The sequence below is a fragment of the uncultured Dokdonia sp. genome (genome assembly GCF_937910895.1).
Taxonomy (GTDB): Bacteria; Bacteroidota; Bacteroidia; order Flavobacteriales; family Flavobacteriaceae; genus Dokdonia.
In genome coordinates, this window is record NZ_CALEMI010000124.1 from 1 (window position 1) to 16,502 (window position 16,502).

The window sequence follows — 16,502 nt, forward strand, 5'->3', positions numbered from 1 at the left end:
ATTATCTGGTGCGATAGTAGAGCAGTTGACATAGGAAAGAAGGCATTTCAAGAATTAGGTGTAAAAAAATGTGCCGAGCAACTTTTGAATTCTCCAGGTAATTTTACCGCATCCAAATTAAAATGGGTAAAAGACCATGAACCCGCCATTTATAATAAGATTTATAAGTATATGCTCCCTGGCGATTACATCGCCTATAAGCTCAGTGGTGAGATCAATACGACTAGCAATGGCTTATCTGAAGGTATCCTCTGGGATTATCAAAATGAGTGTGTTGCAGATTGGTTACTAGAGTATTATAATATAGATACTCATCTTACGCCAACCATTGTAGAAAACTTCATCACGCAAGGCATTATTACACAAAAAGCATCTCAAGAAACTGGATTGCCAGCGGGAATGCCCATTACCTACAGAGCAGGGGATCAACCCAATAATGCACTGACGCTAGGCGTACTCAACCCTGGACAAGTAGCAGCCACAGGAGGAACTTCGGGGGTAATCTATGCAGTGACTCAAAAAGCGACCTTTCAGGAAATACGTAAAGTCAATCACTTTGCGCACGTCAACTATTCAAAAACGAATCCTACCGTAGGTCGATTGCTCAATATCAACGGAGCAGGGATTCAATTTCGATGGTTACTTAAAAATACAGCCGCAACTTCTTACCAAGAAATGAATGAAAAAGCCGAGGCTATTCCCGTCGGCTCTGATGGCTTGGTCATATTGCCTTTCGGGAACGGCGCAGAACGTATGTTTGATAACCGAATGATCGGTTCTCAAATCAAGCACCTTAATTTAAACAGACATCAAGATGCACATCTGTATCGCGCCGCATTAGAAGGCATTGCTTTTTCTTTTGTCTATGGGATGGAGCTATTAAAAAAGGATAAAACGATTATTGACGAGCTACGCGTAGGAAATGACAATTTGTTTCAGTCTTCCATTTTTTCTGAAACCATTGCAACACTCATCAACCAAGAAATTAAAATATATAACACCACAGGCGCCGTAGGAGCCGCAAGAGCTGCGGGATTGATCGATGGTGATTTTGATACCTATACAAAAAACATCAATAACAATGATTATGTGATGTCCTACCACCCCAGCAAAGATACTACACGGTATAAAAATGCATATAAACATTGGAGAAACGAATTAGAAACGATATTAAAAAACAATTAGAACTATGGCAAGTCGAGAATATTTTAAAGGAATTGAAAAGATAGCCTACGAAGGAAAAGAGTCAGATAACCCTTTGGCGTATAAATACTATGATCCCAATAAAGTAGTCGCTGGAAAAACCATGAGGGAACACTTTAAATTCGCAATTGCCTATTGGCATACCTTCTGCGGACAAGGAGCAGATCCTTTTGGTCCGGGTACTCAGAATTTTCCTTGGGATCAATCATCAGATCCTATTCAAGCAGCCAAAGATAAAGCAGACGCCGCCTTCGAGTTCATTTCAAAACTAGGATTTGAGTATTTCTGTTTTCATGATTTTGACCTTGTACAAGAAGCACCCACCTTCGCCGAATCAGAAAAAAGATTAGCGACCATTGTCGATTATATCAAAGAGAAAAAAGCAGCGACAGGAATCAAATTACTATGGGGTACTGCTAATTGTTTTTCAAATCCACGTTATATGAATGGGGCCGCTACAAACCCAGATTTTAATGTACTCGCTAGAGCAGGAGGACAAATAAAATTAGCCTTAGATGCCACCATCGCTTTAGACGGTGAGAACTATGTGTTTTGGGGTGGACGCGAGGGATATATGTCTTTGCTCAATACCGATATGGAAAGAGAACTAGATCACATGGGACAGTTCTTAGTCATGGCAAGAGACTACGCAAGATCCCAAGGTTTTAAAGGAAGTTTCTTTATCGAACCAAAACCTATGGAACCCATGAAGCATCAATACGATTTTGATGCGGCTACGGCTATCGGTTTTTTACGAGAATATGGCTTAGATAAAGACTTTAAATTAAATATCGAAGTAAATCATGCCACGCTCGCACAGCATACGTTTCAGCACGAATTAGCGGTGGCGGCAAAGGCAAATATGCTCGGGAGTATTGACGCCAATAGAGGTGATTACCAAAATGGCTGGGATACCGATCAGTTTCCAAATAATATCCAAGAAACTACCGAAGCAATGCTTGTCTTTTTAAAAGCAGGCGGACTGAAGGGTGGAGGCGTTAATTTTGATGCCAAAATTAGACGAAATTCCACAGATCTGGAGGACGTATTTTACGCACATATCGGTGGCGCAGATACGTTTGCAAGAGCACTATTGACGGCTGAAAAAATTATGGATTCTTCCGCTTACGCGAAATTAAGAACAGATCGCTATCAGTCATTCGATACTGGAAAAGGGAAGGCGTTTGAGAAGGGCGATTTAAGTCTCAAAGATTTGTATGAAATCGCACAAGAAAACGGAGAGTTAACACCAAAAAGCGGAAAGCAAGAACTCTTCGAAAACATCATAAATCAGTACCTATAAACGCAACACTATGTCATCATCAACCCATTCTAAATACCTTCTTAAACTCACGATGGTTGCTACCCTTGGCGGACTATTGTTTGGCTACGACACAGGTGTTATCTCAGGAACCGTAGGTTCTTTGGACAGCTTTTTTGTGATTCCAAAAGGATTAAGTGAAAATGCTGCCAACGCTTTTAAAGGCTTTATCGTTTCAAGCGCCTTAATAGGTTGTATTATTGGTGGTGGTTTTAGTGGACTTATCAGTAAATGGTTAGGCAGGAAAAAAGGACTCATTTTGGCAGGAATCTTATTTTTGATTTCGGCATTAGGTTCTGCGATGCCAGAGTTATTAGTAGGATCTATTGGTGAAGGTGATCATACATTTTCAACCCTATTTATCATCTACAGAATCGTTGGGGGTATGGGTGTAGGACTAGCATCTATGCTTTCACCCTTGTATATCGCCGAAATTGCGCCAGCAAATAGTAGAGGACGCCTAGTATCCTACAACCAACTAGCCATTGTCGCTGGATTTATGGTCGTCTATTTTGTAAATTATTTCATCTCAAAATCAGGTGGTTCAGATGATTGGTTGAATGCAGTGGGTTGGCGATGGATGTTTGCTTCAGAAGTCATTCCAGCTGGATTATTCTTGCTGTTTTTATTCTTTGTACCCGATACGCCACGATCGCTCATGCTGAAAAATAAGCCTGAAGAAGCTTTAGCCGTTTTGATCAACGTCAATGGAAAAGAAAACGCCCATCAAATTTTAGACGAAATCAAAGAATCAATCAATAAACCAGCCACAGGAAAACTGTTATCTTTTGGCTGGTTGGTCATTGTCATCGGTGTTGTGCTGTCTATACTCCAACAGTTTGTAGGAATTAATGTAGTCTTATATTACGCTCCAGAAATTTTCAAAAATATCAACCCAGATACCGATGGGGCGCTATTGCTTACCATTATCGTTGGGATTGTCAACTTCTTGTTCACCATTGTCGCCATAAAAACGGTCGACAAACACGGTCGAAAACCATTGATGATGATTGGTGCTCTAGGAATGGCAATTGCGATGTTCTCATTAGGTTTTGTATTCTTTGCCCAATCTACAGGCTATCTCGCATTGCTATGTATGATGGTGTATGTGGCGAGTTTTGCACTGAGTTGGGGACCTGTCACTTGGGTATTATTATCTGAAATTTTCCCAAATAAAATCCGCGGGCGTGCCATGGCGGTTGCGGTTGCTGCGCAATGGATTGCTAATTATGCCGTATCCATCACTTTCCCGATGATGGATGATAACCGATATCTCACCGAACAGTTTAATCACGGATTCGCCTATTGGGTGTATGGTTTTATGGGCATATTGGCATTGCTATTTGTGAAGAAATTCGTTCCAGAAACCAAGGGAAAGACCTTGGAGGAAATGGAAGAATTATGGAAGTAAATATCTATTAGAATCATAGAATAGCCCTTAAAAGGAAACGAATAAAAAAGTACCCGTTATGAAAAATATATCCTTATGTATCATCGCCTTCATCAGCATGTTACTGATATCTTCTTGCGAAGAAAAAGCAACGTATGAATTTCGATTTCAAGATCTTAACTTGAGTTTAGAAGAACGTGTGACAGATCTAGTATCTCAGATGACCTTACAGGAAAAAGTATCACAAATGCGATACGATGCGCCAGCTATAGAACGTTTGGGCGTGCCTGAATACAACTGGTGGAATGAGTGTTTACACGGCGTCGCTCGTGCAGGTGAAGCTACTGTCTTTCCGCAAGGTATCGGTATGGGATCGACGTGGAATGCGCCACTGATTCATCAGATGGGAATCGCTGTTTCGGACGAAGCTCGTGCGAAGCATCACGCTTTCGCGAAAGCGGGTAAAAGAGGTATCTATCAGGGATTAACCTTTTGGACTCCCAATATCAATATCTTTAGAGACCCACGTTGGGGAAGAGGACAAGAAACGTATGGAGAAGATCCATATTTCACCAGTAGAATAGGCGTCAACTACATCAAAGGACTGCAAGGAGATGATCCAAAATATCTAAAAGTCGTAGCGACTGCCAAGCATTTTGCCGTACATAGTGGTCCTGAAAAATCCAGACATGAAGATAATTATCAGACCTCCAATAGAGATTTATACGAAACCTATTTACCTGCTTTTGAAGCAGCCGTAAAGGAAGCAAAAGTGCATTCGGTGATGTGTGCTTATAATCGGTATCGGGATGAAGCGTGTTGTGGGAGTAATTTGTTACTTCAGAAAATATTAAGAGATGATTGGGGCTTTGATGGCTATGTTGTTTCTGACTGCTGGGCGATCAATGATTTTTGGGAACCTAATCGACATGGAATCACAGATACCGCACCAGAAGCAGCGGCACTAGCTGTTGATCGCGGGACAGATTTGAACTGCGGAAGTGTGTATGATCCCAATTTAAAAGAAGCCGTTCTTAAAGAACTGATCGACGAATCTAAGATAGACAGAGCCTTGATAAGATTGTTTACGGCACGTTTTAAGTTGGGGATGTTTGATCCTGATGAAGATGTGAAATGGGCACAAATACCATACAATGTGGTCGCAAGTGAAGATCATTATGCCTTATCTGAACAAGTGGCTCGTGAGTCGATGATTTTATTAAAAAATGAGAATAACACACTGCCTTTAAAAAAGGATCTTGCATCGATTGCTGTGATTGGTCCTAATGCTAATTCAAAACAAGCTTTGTTAGGAAACTACCACGGAACACCGCTTCAATTTATAACACCTTTAAAAGCCATTCAAGATAAATTGCCAAATACACAGATCAATTATACGTTGGGAAGTGATGTTGCCGAAGGTTGGCCAATTTTAAATCCAATTCCGTCATCTGTGCTTAAAAATGGAAATGAAGCTGGATTGAAGGGAAGCTATTTCAAGACGATGGATTGGAAAGGAGAACCCGCATTTGTGCGTAATGATACCTTAATCAATTTTATATGGACCCCGCAAAAACCTATAGATGATCTTGAAAAGGATGTCTTTTCTGTACAATGGACAGGGCAATTAGTCCCTGAGGAAGATGGCGAGTATCGCGTAGGATTGAAAGCGAGCAGTGGTGGGAAAGTATATTTTAATGGAGAACTTCAATTTGAGTTTAGTGATGATCACGAACCAAAAACTCGATATTTTGATCGCACATTGAAAAAAGGTACTTCGTATGATGTGAAGATTGAGTATTACAACTATCATACAGATCCTCAAGCACATTTTGTGTGGGCAAAAAGAGATCAAGATTTATTAACCCCAGCCATCAATGCCGCAAAGAAATCGGATGTGGTGTTATTATTTTTAGGCTTATCGCCAACTATTGAAGGAGAAGAAATGCCTGTTTTATTAGAAGGTTTTGACAAAGGAGATCGATCAGAGATCACACTTCCTAAAACACAAATTGAGTTAATGAAAAAAGTACAAGCGGTTGGAAAACCAACCATTGTAGTATTAATGAACGGAAGTGCGCTGGCGGTGAATTGGGCAGGAGAAAAGATCCCTGCCATTCTCGAAGCATGGTATCCAGGTGAATTTGGTGGTAAAGCCATCGCCGATGTTCTTTTTGGAGACTATAATCCTGGGGGAAAACTACCTATTACATTTTATAAATCTGTGACGGACCTCCCAGATTTTAAGTCCTACGATATGGAAGGCAGGACCTATAAATATTTCAGAGGGGATCCTTTATTTCCATTTGGACACGGATTAAGTTATACGACGTTTCGCTATGAGAATTTGATGTTAGATGATGAAATTTTACTCAAAAAAGAGATGCCTCTAAAAGTGAATGTCACTAATGCTGGAAGTAGAGATGGAGACGAAGTGGTGCAAGTATATCTGAGCCATGTAAATAGTACAAACAACGCTCCGATCCGATCCTTAGTTGGTTTCCAAAGAGTACATTTGAAAGCTGGTGAAACTAAAACTGTTGAATTCTTAATTACTCCCAGACAATATGCAGTACTCAATGAAGATGGTCAGCCAGCGTTTGCCAAAGGAGCATTAACAGTAAGTGTAGGAGGGAAGCAACCGAATTTTAAAGGATTGGCAGATGCAAAAACCACCAATGTTTTGACAAAGACAATTCAATTGAAATAATTAGAGTATGTGTTCTTTTTACATTTTGAAGCTTATGCTAATTATGGCACGGTGGTAAATGTATAGATGGTAGTAGATCTATACGTATCCTCGGGAGTTAGAATCGTTGAAGGAAAATCGGACTGATTCGGACTATCTGGAAAGCCTTGTGTTTCAAGGCAAAAGCCATGTCTGTTTCCATACAATGTTTTGTTCTTTCCAAGGATGTCACTATGTATCAGGTTGCCACTATAAAACTGTATACAGGGTTCAGTAGTTACTATTTCCATAACACGTCCTGATATAGGTTCTTTAACCGTTGCAGCCTTTCTTAGGTCTTTACCATAAAGTACGTAATTATGATCGTATCCTGAGCCTATTTTTAGTTGTTCGTTTGGCTGATCAATTCGTTTGCCTATTTTGGTGGCTATTCTAAAATCGAAAGGGGTATCACTTACAGTTTCAATAGGACCTCTCGGAATCAATGATCTGTTGACTGGCGTATAGTTTGAGGCATCAATCTCCAATTGATGGTCTTCAATAGAAGTCTTACCTGCATCTTGTAAATTAAAATACGAATGATGTGTTAAATTGACAACTGTTGTTTTATCTGTTGTCGCAAAATACGTTATAGACACTTCGCTGTTGTCACCGATGGAGTAGATCACTTTAACCGATAGCGTACCAGGAAACCCTTCTTCTCCATCTGGGGAAACATACGTTAATTCCAATGCAGTATCAGATATTTGATGCGCATCCCAAACTACATTATGAAAACCTCCAGCACCACCATGAAGGCAATGGGTTGTGTCATTTGCGTTGAGTGTGTAGATTTTATTATTAAGTGTAAACTGCGAATTGGCAATTCGGTTTGCAAATCGGCCAACAGTAGCTCCAAAATAGCTATTTTTTGTCTTTAAGTAATCTTCAATACAATCATATCCTAATACAATATCTTGAGGGACACCATTTCTGTCTGGTACATAGAGACTCACTATACGTGCACCATAATTGGTGACTTGCAAAGAAACCCCATTATTATTGTTCAATGTATAAATAGAGATCGACTTTCCGTGAAGTGTTTTTTTAAATCTATTTGCAGGAATATGGCTCATTATAAATTGTTAAATAATAATATATGGAAGTTCGACTTAAAAATTTAATTCACAAAACGTCTTCATAAAGAATATGAACTCTTTAAAAAGAGTAGCTTTCATCTTACTATGAAAAAAGCCTCATTATCTTGAAGATAGCAAGGCTTCATAGTAAAGACTAGTATGTAAAATAAATTATCTAATATCTTCCAAATAATCTGCTGTATCGTGACTTTTTTTAATAGCCTGATGTTGTTGACGTAATACATTAGCAGTCGTTGGAGGTAGTTTTTTATCTTCTAAGATATCTTCATAATCGCTCAATGCGGCTTTTTCACCATTTCTTACTTCTTCTAACATAGACTCTTCGTTGTCTGTTGAGAAAAGTGCTTTTGTATCCATCCATGTTCTGTGAATTGCTCCAGCAACACTTCCGTCATCTTCATTAACTTCCAATCCCATGCTTTTTAATTCCGTTTTTAATTCTGATCGAAACTGTCCGCGTTCATTAGCTTTATGAATAAAAAAATTCTTTAAACGAGCATCAGATACATTTTCTGCAGCTTTTTTAAATCCTTTTTCAGCATCGTACGCTTTTTCTACCAAATCATTTAATTTGTTTTCTGTACTTTCTTCAAAAATTCCCATAGTAATATCGTGTTATATTCTTTCAGCAAAAAGGAGGATGCTTGCTGATTACATCACTGATTGTAATACTATAAAGTTCTAATAGTTATAGGGATTTAAGTGACTTAATACCATTAAATGCTTGCTTATATGATATTTAAAATTAGAAGATTTACCTTCTTGGGTTCATAAAATACACACTAGGTAACACTGAAAACGAGCTTCCGTTTTGAAATGCTATGGTGAGAGGAATTGAAAGAGACACAGAAAGGTTATATCTCTTTAATACAAATATATAGTGCGAATTTTTCTTAAGAGGATCGCTTCATTCTGAAATGAATATTCCTTCTTATTTTGAAGCTTGGTCAATAAAAGATTCCCATTCTTTGAACTTTTCTTCAGACATCACGCGTTCCATTTTGACTTGTCCTCCTTTTTTCTTTTGAGCGCCACTCCATTCTGAAAATAAAAGTGGATCTACAGTTGTGACTTTAACGCCTTTGAGTGCTTTGGTCCTTGCAACCCTATAGTTTTTATTAGCCTCTTGTAGTAAATGATCTAGCGCTTTCGCGAAAGCGGTCTCGTCCTCATTACTATCAGTACCTAAATACCAATGATGGTAAAATTCTCCATCTATTCTCACAGCTGCCAAGGTGAATTCAGGTATTTGAATAGTAAATTGCTTTTCTAAGGCACGCAAGGCCGTGTTCATTTTATTTACAGAAAGTTGAGAACCCACAACGTTAAGAAAGAACTTTGTACGCCCTGTGATTCTTATTTCAGCACGTTCTACATCTGTAAACTCAATAGTATCTCCAATTACATAACGCCACGCTCCTGAAACCGTGCTAATCAATAAAACATAATCTTGATCAAGCTCGACTTGGTCTAGGGTTATGGATGGTGCTTCTTGTTTTATTGATCCGTCTTGATTTATATAATTTGCGTCAAAAGGCACAAATTCAAAATAGATACCCCCATCGGTAATGAGTTGCATCCCATCTGTTTCTGGACGTTGTTGTGAGGCAATAAATCCTTCAGATGCGAGATAGGTATCAATGACGGTAATAGGATTCTTTAATAGTTTATTAAAACTCTTTTCGTAGGGTGAAAATGCAACCCCACCAGAGGTATACACTTGTAAATTGGGCCAGATGTCGTGAATAGTATCTACTTGATGATAATCAATCACTTTTTTTAACATCAGCTCCATCCAAGAGGGAATCCCACTTAAGGCACCAATATCAAAATCTGTTGCTTGTTCTGCTATTTTCTGTACGCGTTCGTCCCAATCATCAATTTTGGCTATTTCCTTTCCAGGCTTGTAGTAATTTTCAAACCAAAAAGGAATCCTACTTGCCGTAATTCCGCTAATCTCTCCTTCCAGATGTCCGTCACGTTCTTCCAGATCTGTTGAGCTTCCTAGCATCATAATATCTTTATCAAAGAAGGAAATGGGTAGGTCAAAATTTGAAAGCGCTTCTACTTGTTTGATTCCCGCTTTTCGTATCGCAGTTACCATGGCTTCGGTAACAGGAATACGCTTACTTGTCTTTCCAGTAGTACCTGAGCTGAGCGCAAAATAATCAGGGCTACCTGGCCATGTAATGTTCTCCTCTCCATCTATTACTTTATTCCACCATTCTTTTTTAATTTTATCGTAATCAAAATAGGGAATGCTTTCTGAAAATGCTACTTGCGGATTATCTGATTGGATAATTGCCTCAAAATTATGGGCAACTCCAAAAGCGGTGTTCTTAGCAGTATCTAGTAAATGATCTAAGACTTCTTTTTGTGCTTGGATATGATCTACACTTGGTGTTAATCCATCTTTAAGATGAATAGCGCTCTTTATTATTGCTCCTATTATTGACATATTTCTAACTTATAGAGGTAGTTTGTTCATTAACGAATTCTATAATCTCTTCTGGAGATACATACAATCGTTTTATTTTATTTTTGTACTCATCCGATAATTCTGTATGGTTGAGAATAAAGTTTTTGGTTGCTAGAATATAGTCTTTCATTTGATGTTGGACAGCAAAACGATCTGCTCTCTGTTCTGCTTTTTTTATAAATGAACTCGAAAATAAATATCCTATTCCAAAAGCAACTAAATTCAAGGAACTCCTGTCGATATAATCCATAATATGCCCTAACTCATGACCCAACCATCCAACCATGACTTCTGTTGGTATATTTGCCGTTGAAAGTTCTTTGCCTTTAATCCCAAAGCTTCGACTAATAAAAATGATGTATTTGCGCTCACTTTTTTTATTCAACAGACTCAAAAACTCAGGTTGCGCTTTCATGATTGAAGAACTTACCTTTTTAGTAAATCGAAATTCGATAGGGACTGAAATTAATTCAGGATAAAAAGAAAGTGCTGTTTTAGCCTCTTCTGTTAACTCTGAAGGAATTATTTTATTAGTGAATGAGATGAATTTTTTTGTTTTAGGGATCATTAAAATACAAATAAGTAATTTAGATTGCAAGGTACGAGAACTCATTTAATTATTGAATCCATACGAGACAAATGATAGCTCATCCAGTAATTACACTGTCAAATTTATGGTGATACGCATTTTTTTAATTCTTACATCTCAAAGTTATTTACTTGATTTTCTAAAATGTTGGTTAGTCTTTTTAAGTGCCGTCAAAAATCGCAGTTTTATAAAAGATTTTACTCTTCACGTATCAAATGAAACGCTCCATCTATTAAAACTTTTGAATCTTTTATTTCGTCGGTGTTTTTTATGGATACAAAATCATCATAGGTGTTTTCTACATCAACTTGTCGCTGATTAAAATAATATCCTTCCTCCGTTTCTTGGTCCAATTGCAAAACATAAAATAAAGCATCAATTTCTACTACTGCTGTTTCTGGCAACGCTTTCGCGAAAGCGGACTCCGTAATAATTGTAGCTTCTACAAACATACCTGTTAAGAAATTTACACCTGCCTCGTTCTCTATGTGTCCATGTACTTTGATGGTTCTATTTTTCTCAATGGCAGTTCCTATAAGGAACACTTCTGCCTTGTAGGTCTCCGTGGAAGATTCTGGAATGTTGAAATTGATTTCTTGCCCTTTTTGTAACTTTAAAATATCTTTTTCAAACACCGATAATTCCAAGTGAATATGGTCATTATCTATAATTTCCAGGATAGCAGTAGCGGGGGAAACATAGGTGCCTCTGCTGACTTGAACCTTTGTAATACTTCCCGAAATAGGCGCATAAATGGTCACTATCGAATTAATATTTCCAGCCTCAACGGAAGCAGGTGAAATATGGAGCATCTGTAATTGCTTGCGTAATCCGTTGTGGCGTGCTTTTGCCGTTTTATAGGCACTCTCTGCTTGTAGAAAACTTTTCTGCGAAGTGATATTCTCTGCTTTCATGGTTTTCTGCCTCTCAAACTCAGAGTGTAAGTAGGTAAGTTGCTCGTGTACTTCCATATATTCTTGCTGTAGCGATACAAAATCAGGATTTTCAATGGTGACCAGTTTCTGCCCTTTACGCACTTTATCACCTATTAATAGGGGAGTGGTTTTAATATAACCACCCATCGTAGCATTGACAACTGCACGATTTTCTGGTGGCACGTCAATCATTCCTGTTGTTTTTACCGTGATAGGAAACGATTTTTCTTCCAAGTTTCCTAGCATCATATTGCTGTTTTTAAATTGTGCTTTGGAAACAAAAATCCGAGCATCTGTTGTAGTTTCATTCTGTAGGTCTGCCTGCTCGTTGGTTACTTCTTTATCGCCACACGCAATGAGCGAAAGGGTTATAGTTACTACGACTATGTTATATATAATACGTTGCATAAAGCTTGATTTATAAGGTGATATGGTTGATGTTGATGATGATGGTATTGTATTCTTTTAGCTTGTCTAAGTACTCGAGCTTGACCTCATACGCACTTTCAATACTTTGGATGTATTGGTAAAAGTCTATTTCGCCATTTCTAAAACTACCGTTTGCCGTTTTTAGAATTTCATCAGACAGTGCAGTACCTTCTTCTTCATAATAGGTAAGTGCTGTACGTATCTGTTCTAATTGCATCTGAAGTGCATTCAATTTAGCTTGAAGTTGAATGGTATATTCATTAGAGACTTCGGTGGCGATTTCTTCGGCAATACCCGCAGCTTTGATCTTAGATGACTGTCCTCCAAACAAAAGCGGAATCTTTACGCCCACTTGGTAACCGTACAAAGTAGAGTTCAATCCAGTATTGGTTCCTTGAAAGTAATTGAGGCTGATGTCTGGTAAAAGCTGTTGTTTCTCAAACCTTCGTTGGGCTTGCAATAGCGAAATTCTATCCTGATAATATCTCAATTCTGCGCTGGAAGCAATATCTAAGGTACGAAGTGGCACTTTTAAAATAAGCTCCTTCGCAATGATCAATGAATCTTCTGGCTGAACAATCTTTATAATGTCATTGTACGCCAATAACACATTTTTCTGAGACGCTACATACTGAAGATTGATTTGTTTTTGCTTGGAAGCCGCGGTTATCTTTTCCAAATAATTGGTCTCACCTAGTTCAAAACGCCTGGCCGCAATGGTAGCAAAGTTAGAATACAAGCTATCTAAGGTGTTGAGTACATGCTCTTTTTCTTTTGCAATTTGATAGGTATAATAGGCAGTTGTTAGGTTGCGCTCTATGGCTTTCTTTTGAATCTCATATCGGCTGGTCGCTATGGCGACATTGGCTTGATTGACTTTCTTTTCAGAGAAATATACCGTTGGAAATCTAAAATCTTGCTGAATCCCAAAAACACGTATAGGCTCATTATTTACTGCCAGATTATTTTCATCAAATTCGTAATACACCTGTGTTTTATCAAAACTAAACGCACTATTTACAAGCGCATCCGATTGATCTACTTCAAGACGATTTCCCTGAAGACCCGCATTATTTTCAAGTGCTAATGGAAGTAATGCCTCAAGATTTAGTGGATTTTCTTGCGCATGGCTACTCAGCGTAACTAGAAATAGTACTACACTTAATGTAGCCACATTCTTGCCTTTAGATCTTTTCTTTTCCTCTTTAGGACTATTAAAATAGGCATACAAAACTGGGAGTACTACTAAGGTAAGTAGCGTAGCGGTAATCAAACCACCTATGACCACAGTCGCTAGTGGGCGTTGTACTTCGGCGCCTGCATTGGTAGAAATCGCCATTGGTAAAAATCCTAATGCCGCTGCCATGGCGGTGAGCAACACCGCACGTAATCTATCCTTTGTTCCTTGTTTGATAAGTGCCTCCATAGAGTCGAATTTTTCTTCCTTTTTAAGTTCTTTAAAATGCTCGATGAGTACAATCCCGTTTAAAACGGCAATTCCAAAGAGGGCAATAAAACCAACCCCTGCAGAGATACTAAAAGGCAAATCCCGTATCCATAATAACAAAACGCCACCTACTGCGGAGAGGGGAATCGCAGAGTAAATCATCAAGGCTTCCTTCACCGATTTAAAAGCGAAGTAGAGTAAAATAAAAATCAGAATTAAGGCAATAGGCACTGCCACCATGAGTCGTGCTTTGGCACTTTGTAAATTTTCAAATTGTCCTCCGTACGTAATGGAATAGCCTATTGGTAGTTTTATGTTTTTAGAAATTAATTGTTGTACATCATTTACGACAGATTGTAAATCTCGATTACGAACATTAATCCCCACAACAATTCTGCGTCGCGTATCATCTCGTGCTATTTTGGCTGCTCCTTTTTGATACGAAATCGTGGCTAATTCACTCAAAGGAATTTTACCACCATTAGGTACATCGATGTATAAATTTTTGAGATCATCAATGTCTTGTCGTTTTTGTTTGTCTAATCTCACCACAAGATCAAAACGTTTTTCGCCCTCAAAAACACTTCCTGTGGTTTTACCAGCAAAGCCTAACGCTACCATATCATTTACCTCTTGGATGTTAAGTCCATAGCGTGCGATTTTTCTTCTATCAAACGTTACATTCATTTCAGGAAGACCTGCTATTTTCTCCACCGAAATATCTGCGGCTCCAGGTACGTCTTTAATTAAAGCGCCTATTTCATTTCCTTTTTTTACCAACATATCAAGATCATCACCAAAAATCTTAATCGCAATATCTGCGCGTACTCCTGTGATGAGTTCGTTAAAACGCATCTCGATAGGTTGGGTAAATTCTACTTCCATCCCAGGAATAATAGCCAGCGCTTCTTTAAACTTGTCTGCTAACTCGTCTTTGGAAGTCGCAGAAGTCCACTCGCTTTTTGGTTTCAGGACAATAATCACATCACTTTCTTCCATAGACATCGGGTCTGTGGGGACTTCGGCGGCACCTATTCGGGTGACCACTTGCTTGACTTCTGGAAATTGTTCAAGTAAAATCTGTTCAATTTCGGTGGTGATTTTTACGGTATTACTTAAAGACGTTCCCGTTTTAAGTATAGGCTGAATCACAAAATCGCCCTCGTCTAGCGTAGGGACAAATTCACCTCCCATCGTAGCATACAGATACACAGAAATTGCCAGTAACAGTCCTGCAATACCAAGCACCCATCGTTTACTTTCTAATGCCCAATGAATCACAGGCGCATACATCTTATTTAGCCACTTCATGAGGCGTACCGAGATATTTTTGTCTGATGCCTTAGAGGGTTTTAGAAATAAAGAAGCGGCTACAGGCACATACGTAAAGCACAGTAACATAGCGCCAATTAAGGCAAAACTAAACGTCAGCGCCATAGGTTTAAACATTTTACCCTCTACACCAGAAAGCGAGAGAATGGGGATAAATACAATTAAAATAATGAGCTGCCCAAAAATGGCAGAGTTCATCATCTTTGAGGCGCCTGTAAACGTGATTTTATCTTTGATAGCTTGTTGTTCCGCTTTCGCGAAAGCGTATAACTCCTCTTTCTTTTGCGTCATTTGAAAGGCGATAAACTCAACGATAATCACCGCTCCATCGATAATGATCCCGAAGTCAATAGCACCCAGGCTCATCAGGTTGGCATCAACCCCAAAAATATACATCAATGACAAAGCAAACAGTAAACACAAAGGAATTACGGAGGCGACCACCAATCCAGAACGCAGGTTTCCTAAAAGTAATACGACTACAAAGACGACAATCAAACAGCCTAAAATTAAGTTTTCAGAAACGGTAAACGTTGTTTTGGCAATGAGTTCGCTTCGATCCAAAAAAGCATTGATATACACTCCTTCAGGCAATGATTTTGAAATCACATTCACCCGTTCCTTCACCGCTTCAATTACTTTTTTAGAATTAGCATCTTTAAGCATCATGACCTGTCCGAGTACTTTTTCACCTTCGCCATTGCCAGTGATAGCCCCAAAACGGATAGCACTGCCAAAACTAACCGTAGCGACATCTTTTATGTAAATAGGGAAGTTTCCCTCGTTCTTTACTACGATATCATTAATGTCTTCAAAGGAAGAAATTAAGCCCTCACCCCGAATAAAAAAAGCTTGATTGACCTTCTCAATATAACCGCCACCTGAGATACTGTTATTCATTTCTAATGCGGTTAGGACTTCACTAGCGGTGATGTCCATAGCGTTTAGCTTTTCGGTGTCAATGGCAACTTGATATTGTTTTAAAAAGCCTCCCCACGTATTTACTTCTACCACACCAGGAATGCCTGAAAGTTGGCGCTTTACGATCCAGTCTTGAATAGTGCGTAAGTCTTCGGCAGTGTACTGGTCTTTGAATTCAGGTTTGACATCTAGAGTGTATTGGTAAATCTCACCCAAACCTGTTGTAATAGGTCCCATTTCTGGCGTTCCGAAGCCTTCGGGAATTTTTTCTGAAGCCGATTTGATTTTTTCGGCAATCAACTGTCTTGGCAAGTAGGTTCCCATAGCATCGTCAAAGACAATGGTCACTACGGACAAGCCAAACTTAGACACTGAACGAATCTCCTGAACTCCAGGTAAATTAGCCATTTCTAACTCTACAGGGTAGGTGATGAACTGCTCCATGTCCTGTGTAGAAAGATTGCGAGAGGTGGTAATGACTTGCACCTGATTATTGGTCACATCTGGGACAGCGCCAATGGGAATTTGAGATAAGGAATACAGCCCAAATCCTATGATAAAGGTTGTAAATAAAAGAACAATGAACTTATTCTTTATACTGAAATTGATGATATAAGATAGCATTTTT

10 protein-coding genes are annotated in these 16,502 nt (G+C 38.8%); 4 read left to right on the forward strand and 6 right to left on the reverse strand.

Features of this window, described 5'->3' with window-relative positions:
* The 4 genes from Q0505_RS14590 to Q0505_RS14605 all read left to right on the forward strand — a co-directional run.
* On the forward strand, positions 1–1,185 hold a 1,185-nt coding region (locus Q0505_RS14590; RefSeq protein ID WP_299214256.1), incomplete at its 5' end, for an FGGY family carbohydrate kinase.
* Positions 1,186–1,189: 4 nt separating this feature from the next.
* Positions 1,190–2,506 carry a xylose isomerase gene (gene xylA / locus Q0505_RS14595; protein ID WP_299214259.1) on the forward strand — a complete coding sequence of 439 codons (1,317 nt, stop codon included), beginning with the start codon at positions 1,190–1,192 and terminating at the stop codon, positions 2,504–2,506.
* Between the two features lie 10 nt (positions 2,507–2,516).
* A complete protein-coding gene (xylE, locus tag Q0505_RS14600) occupies positions 2,517–3,935 on the forward strand; it encodes a D-xylose transporter XylE (protein ID WP_299214261.1) in 1,419 nt (472 codons plus the stop codon).
* 58 nt (positions 3,936–3,993) lie between these two features.
* On the forward strand, positions 3,994–6,624 hold the full coding sequence (locus tag Q0505_RS14605; RefSeq protein WP_299214264.1) for a glycoside hydrolase family 3 protein: 2,631 nt from the start codon (positions 3,994–3,996) through the stop codon (positions 6,622–6,624).
* 41 nt (positions 6,625–6,665) lie between these two features.
* Here the strand turns inward: Q0505_RS14605 and Q0505_RS14610 are convergent, their stop codons facing one another.
* The 6 genes from Q0505_RS14610 to Q0505_RS14635 all read right to left on the reverse strand — a co-directional run bounded on the left by Q0505_RS14610 (position 6,666) and on the right by Q0505_RS14635 (position 16,498).
* Positions 6,666–7,718 carry an aldose epimerase family protein gene (locus tag Q0505_RS14610; protein WP_299214267.1) on the reverse strand — a complete coding sequence of 351 codons (1,053 nt, stop codon included), beginning with the start codon at positions 7,716–7,718 and terminating at the stop codon, positions 6,666–6,668.
* Between the two features lie 174 nt (positions 7,719–7,892).
* The gene (locus Q0505_RS14615) at positions 7,893–8,345 is read right to left on the reverse strand and encodes a PA2169 family four-helix-bundle protein (protein ID WP_299214270.1); all 453 of its coding nucleotides are present in this window, start codon (positions 8,343–8,345) and stop codon (positions 7,893–7,895) included.
* Between the two features lie 328 nt (positions 8,346–8,673).
* On the reverse strand, positions 8,674–10,200 hold the full coding sequence (locus Q0505_RS14620) for a GH3 auxin-responsive promoter family protein (protein WP_299214273.1): 1,527 nt from the start codon (positions 10,198–10,200) through the stop codon (positions 8,674–8,676).
* A gap of 4 nt (positions 10,201–10,204) precedes the next feature.
* Positions 10,205–10,834, reverse strand: coding sequence for a hypothetical protein (locus Q0505_RS14625; protein ID WP_299214275.1), 630 nt, complete (start codon positions 10,832–10,834; stop codon positions 10,205–10,207).
* 173 nt (positions 10,835–11,007) lie between these two features.
* Positions 11,008–12,153 carry an efflux RND transporter periplasmic adaptor subunit gene (locus Q0505_RS14630; RefSeq protein ID WP_299214278.1) on the reverse strand — a complete coding sequence of 382 codons (1,146 nt, stop codon included), beginning with the start codon at positions 12,151–12,153 and terminating at the stop codon, positions 11,008–11,010.
* Positions 12,154–12,163: 10 nt separating this feature from the next.
* A complete protein-coding gene (locus tag Q0505_RS14635; protein WP_299214281.1) occupies positions 12,164–16,498 on the reverse strand; it encodes a CusA/CzcA family heavy metal efflux RND transporter in 4,335 nt (1,444 codons plus the stop codon).
* Positions 16,499–16,502 lie beyond the last annotated feature (4 nt).

Bases quoted from the DNA above. Each gene is read 5' to 3' on its own strand.
- xylA (WP_299214259.1), top strand. From the start codon at position 1,190: ATGGCAAGTCGAGAATATTTTAAAGGAATTGAAAAGATAGCCTACGAA.
- xylE (WP_299214261.1), top strand. From the start codon at position 2,517: ATGTCATCATCAACCCATTCTAAATACCTTCTTAAACTCACGATGGTT.
- Q0505_RS14605 (WP_299214264.1), top strand. From the start codon at position 3,994: ATGAAAAATATATCCTTATGTATCATCGCCTTCATCAGCATGTTACTG.
- Q0505_RS14610 (WP_299214267.1), bottom strand. From the start codon at position 7,718: ATGAGCCATATTCCTGCAAATAGATTTAAAAAAACACTTCACGGAAAG.
- Q0505_RS14615 (WP_299214270.1), bottom strand. From the start codon at position 8,345: ATGGGAATTTTTGAAGAAAGTACAGAAAACAAATTAAATGATTTGGTA.
- Q0505_RS14620 (WP_299214273.1), bottom strand. From the start codon at position 10,200: ATGTCAATAATAGGAGCAATAATAAAGAGCGCTATTCATCTTAAAGAT.
- Q0505_RS14625 (WP_299214275.1), bottom strand. From the start codon at position 10,834: ATGAGTTCTCGTACCTTGCAATCTAAATTACTTATTTGTATTTTAATG.
- Q0505_RS14630 (WP_299214278.1), bottom strand. From the start codon at position 12,153: ATGCAACGTATTATATATAACATAGTCGTAGTAACTATAACCCTTTCG.
- Q0505_RS14635 (WP_299214281.1), bottom strand. From the start codon at position 16,498: ATGCTATCTTATATCATCAATTTCAGTATAAAGAATAAGTTCATTGTT.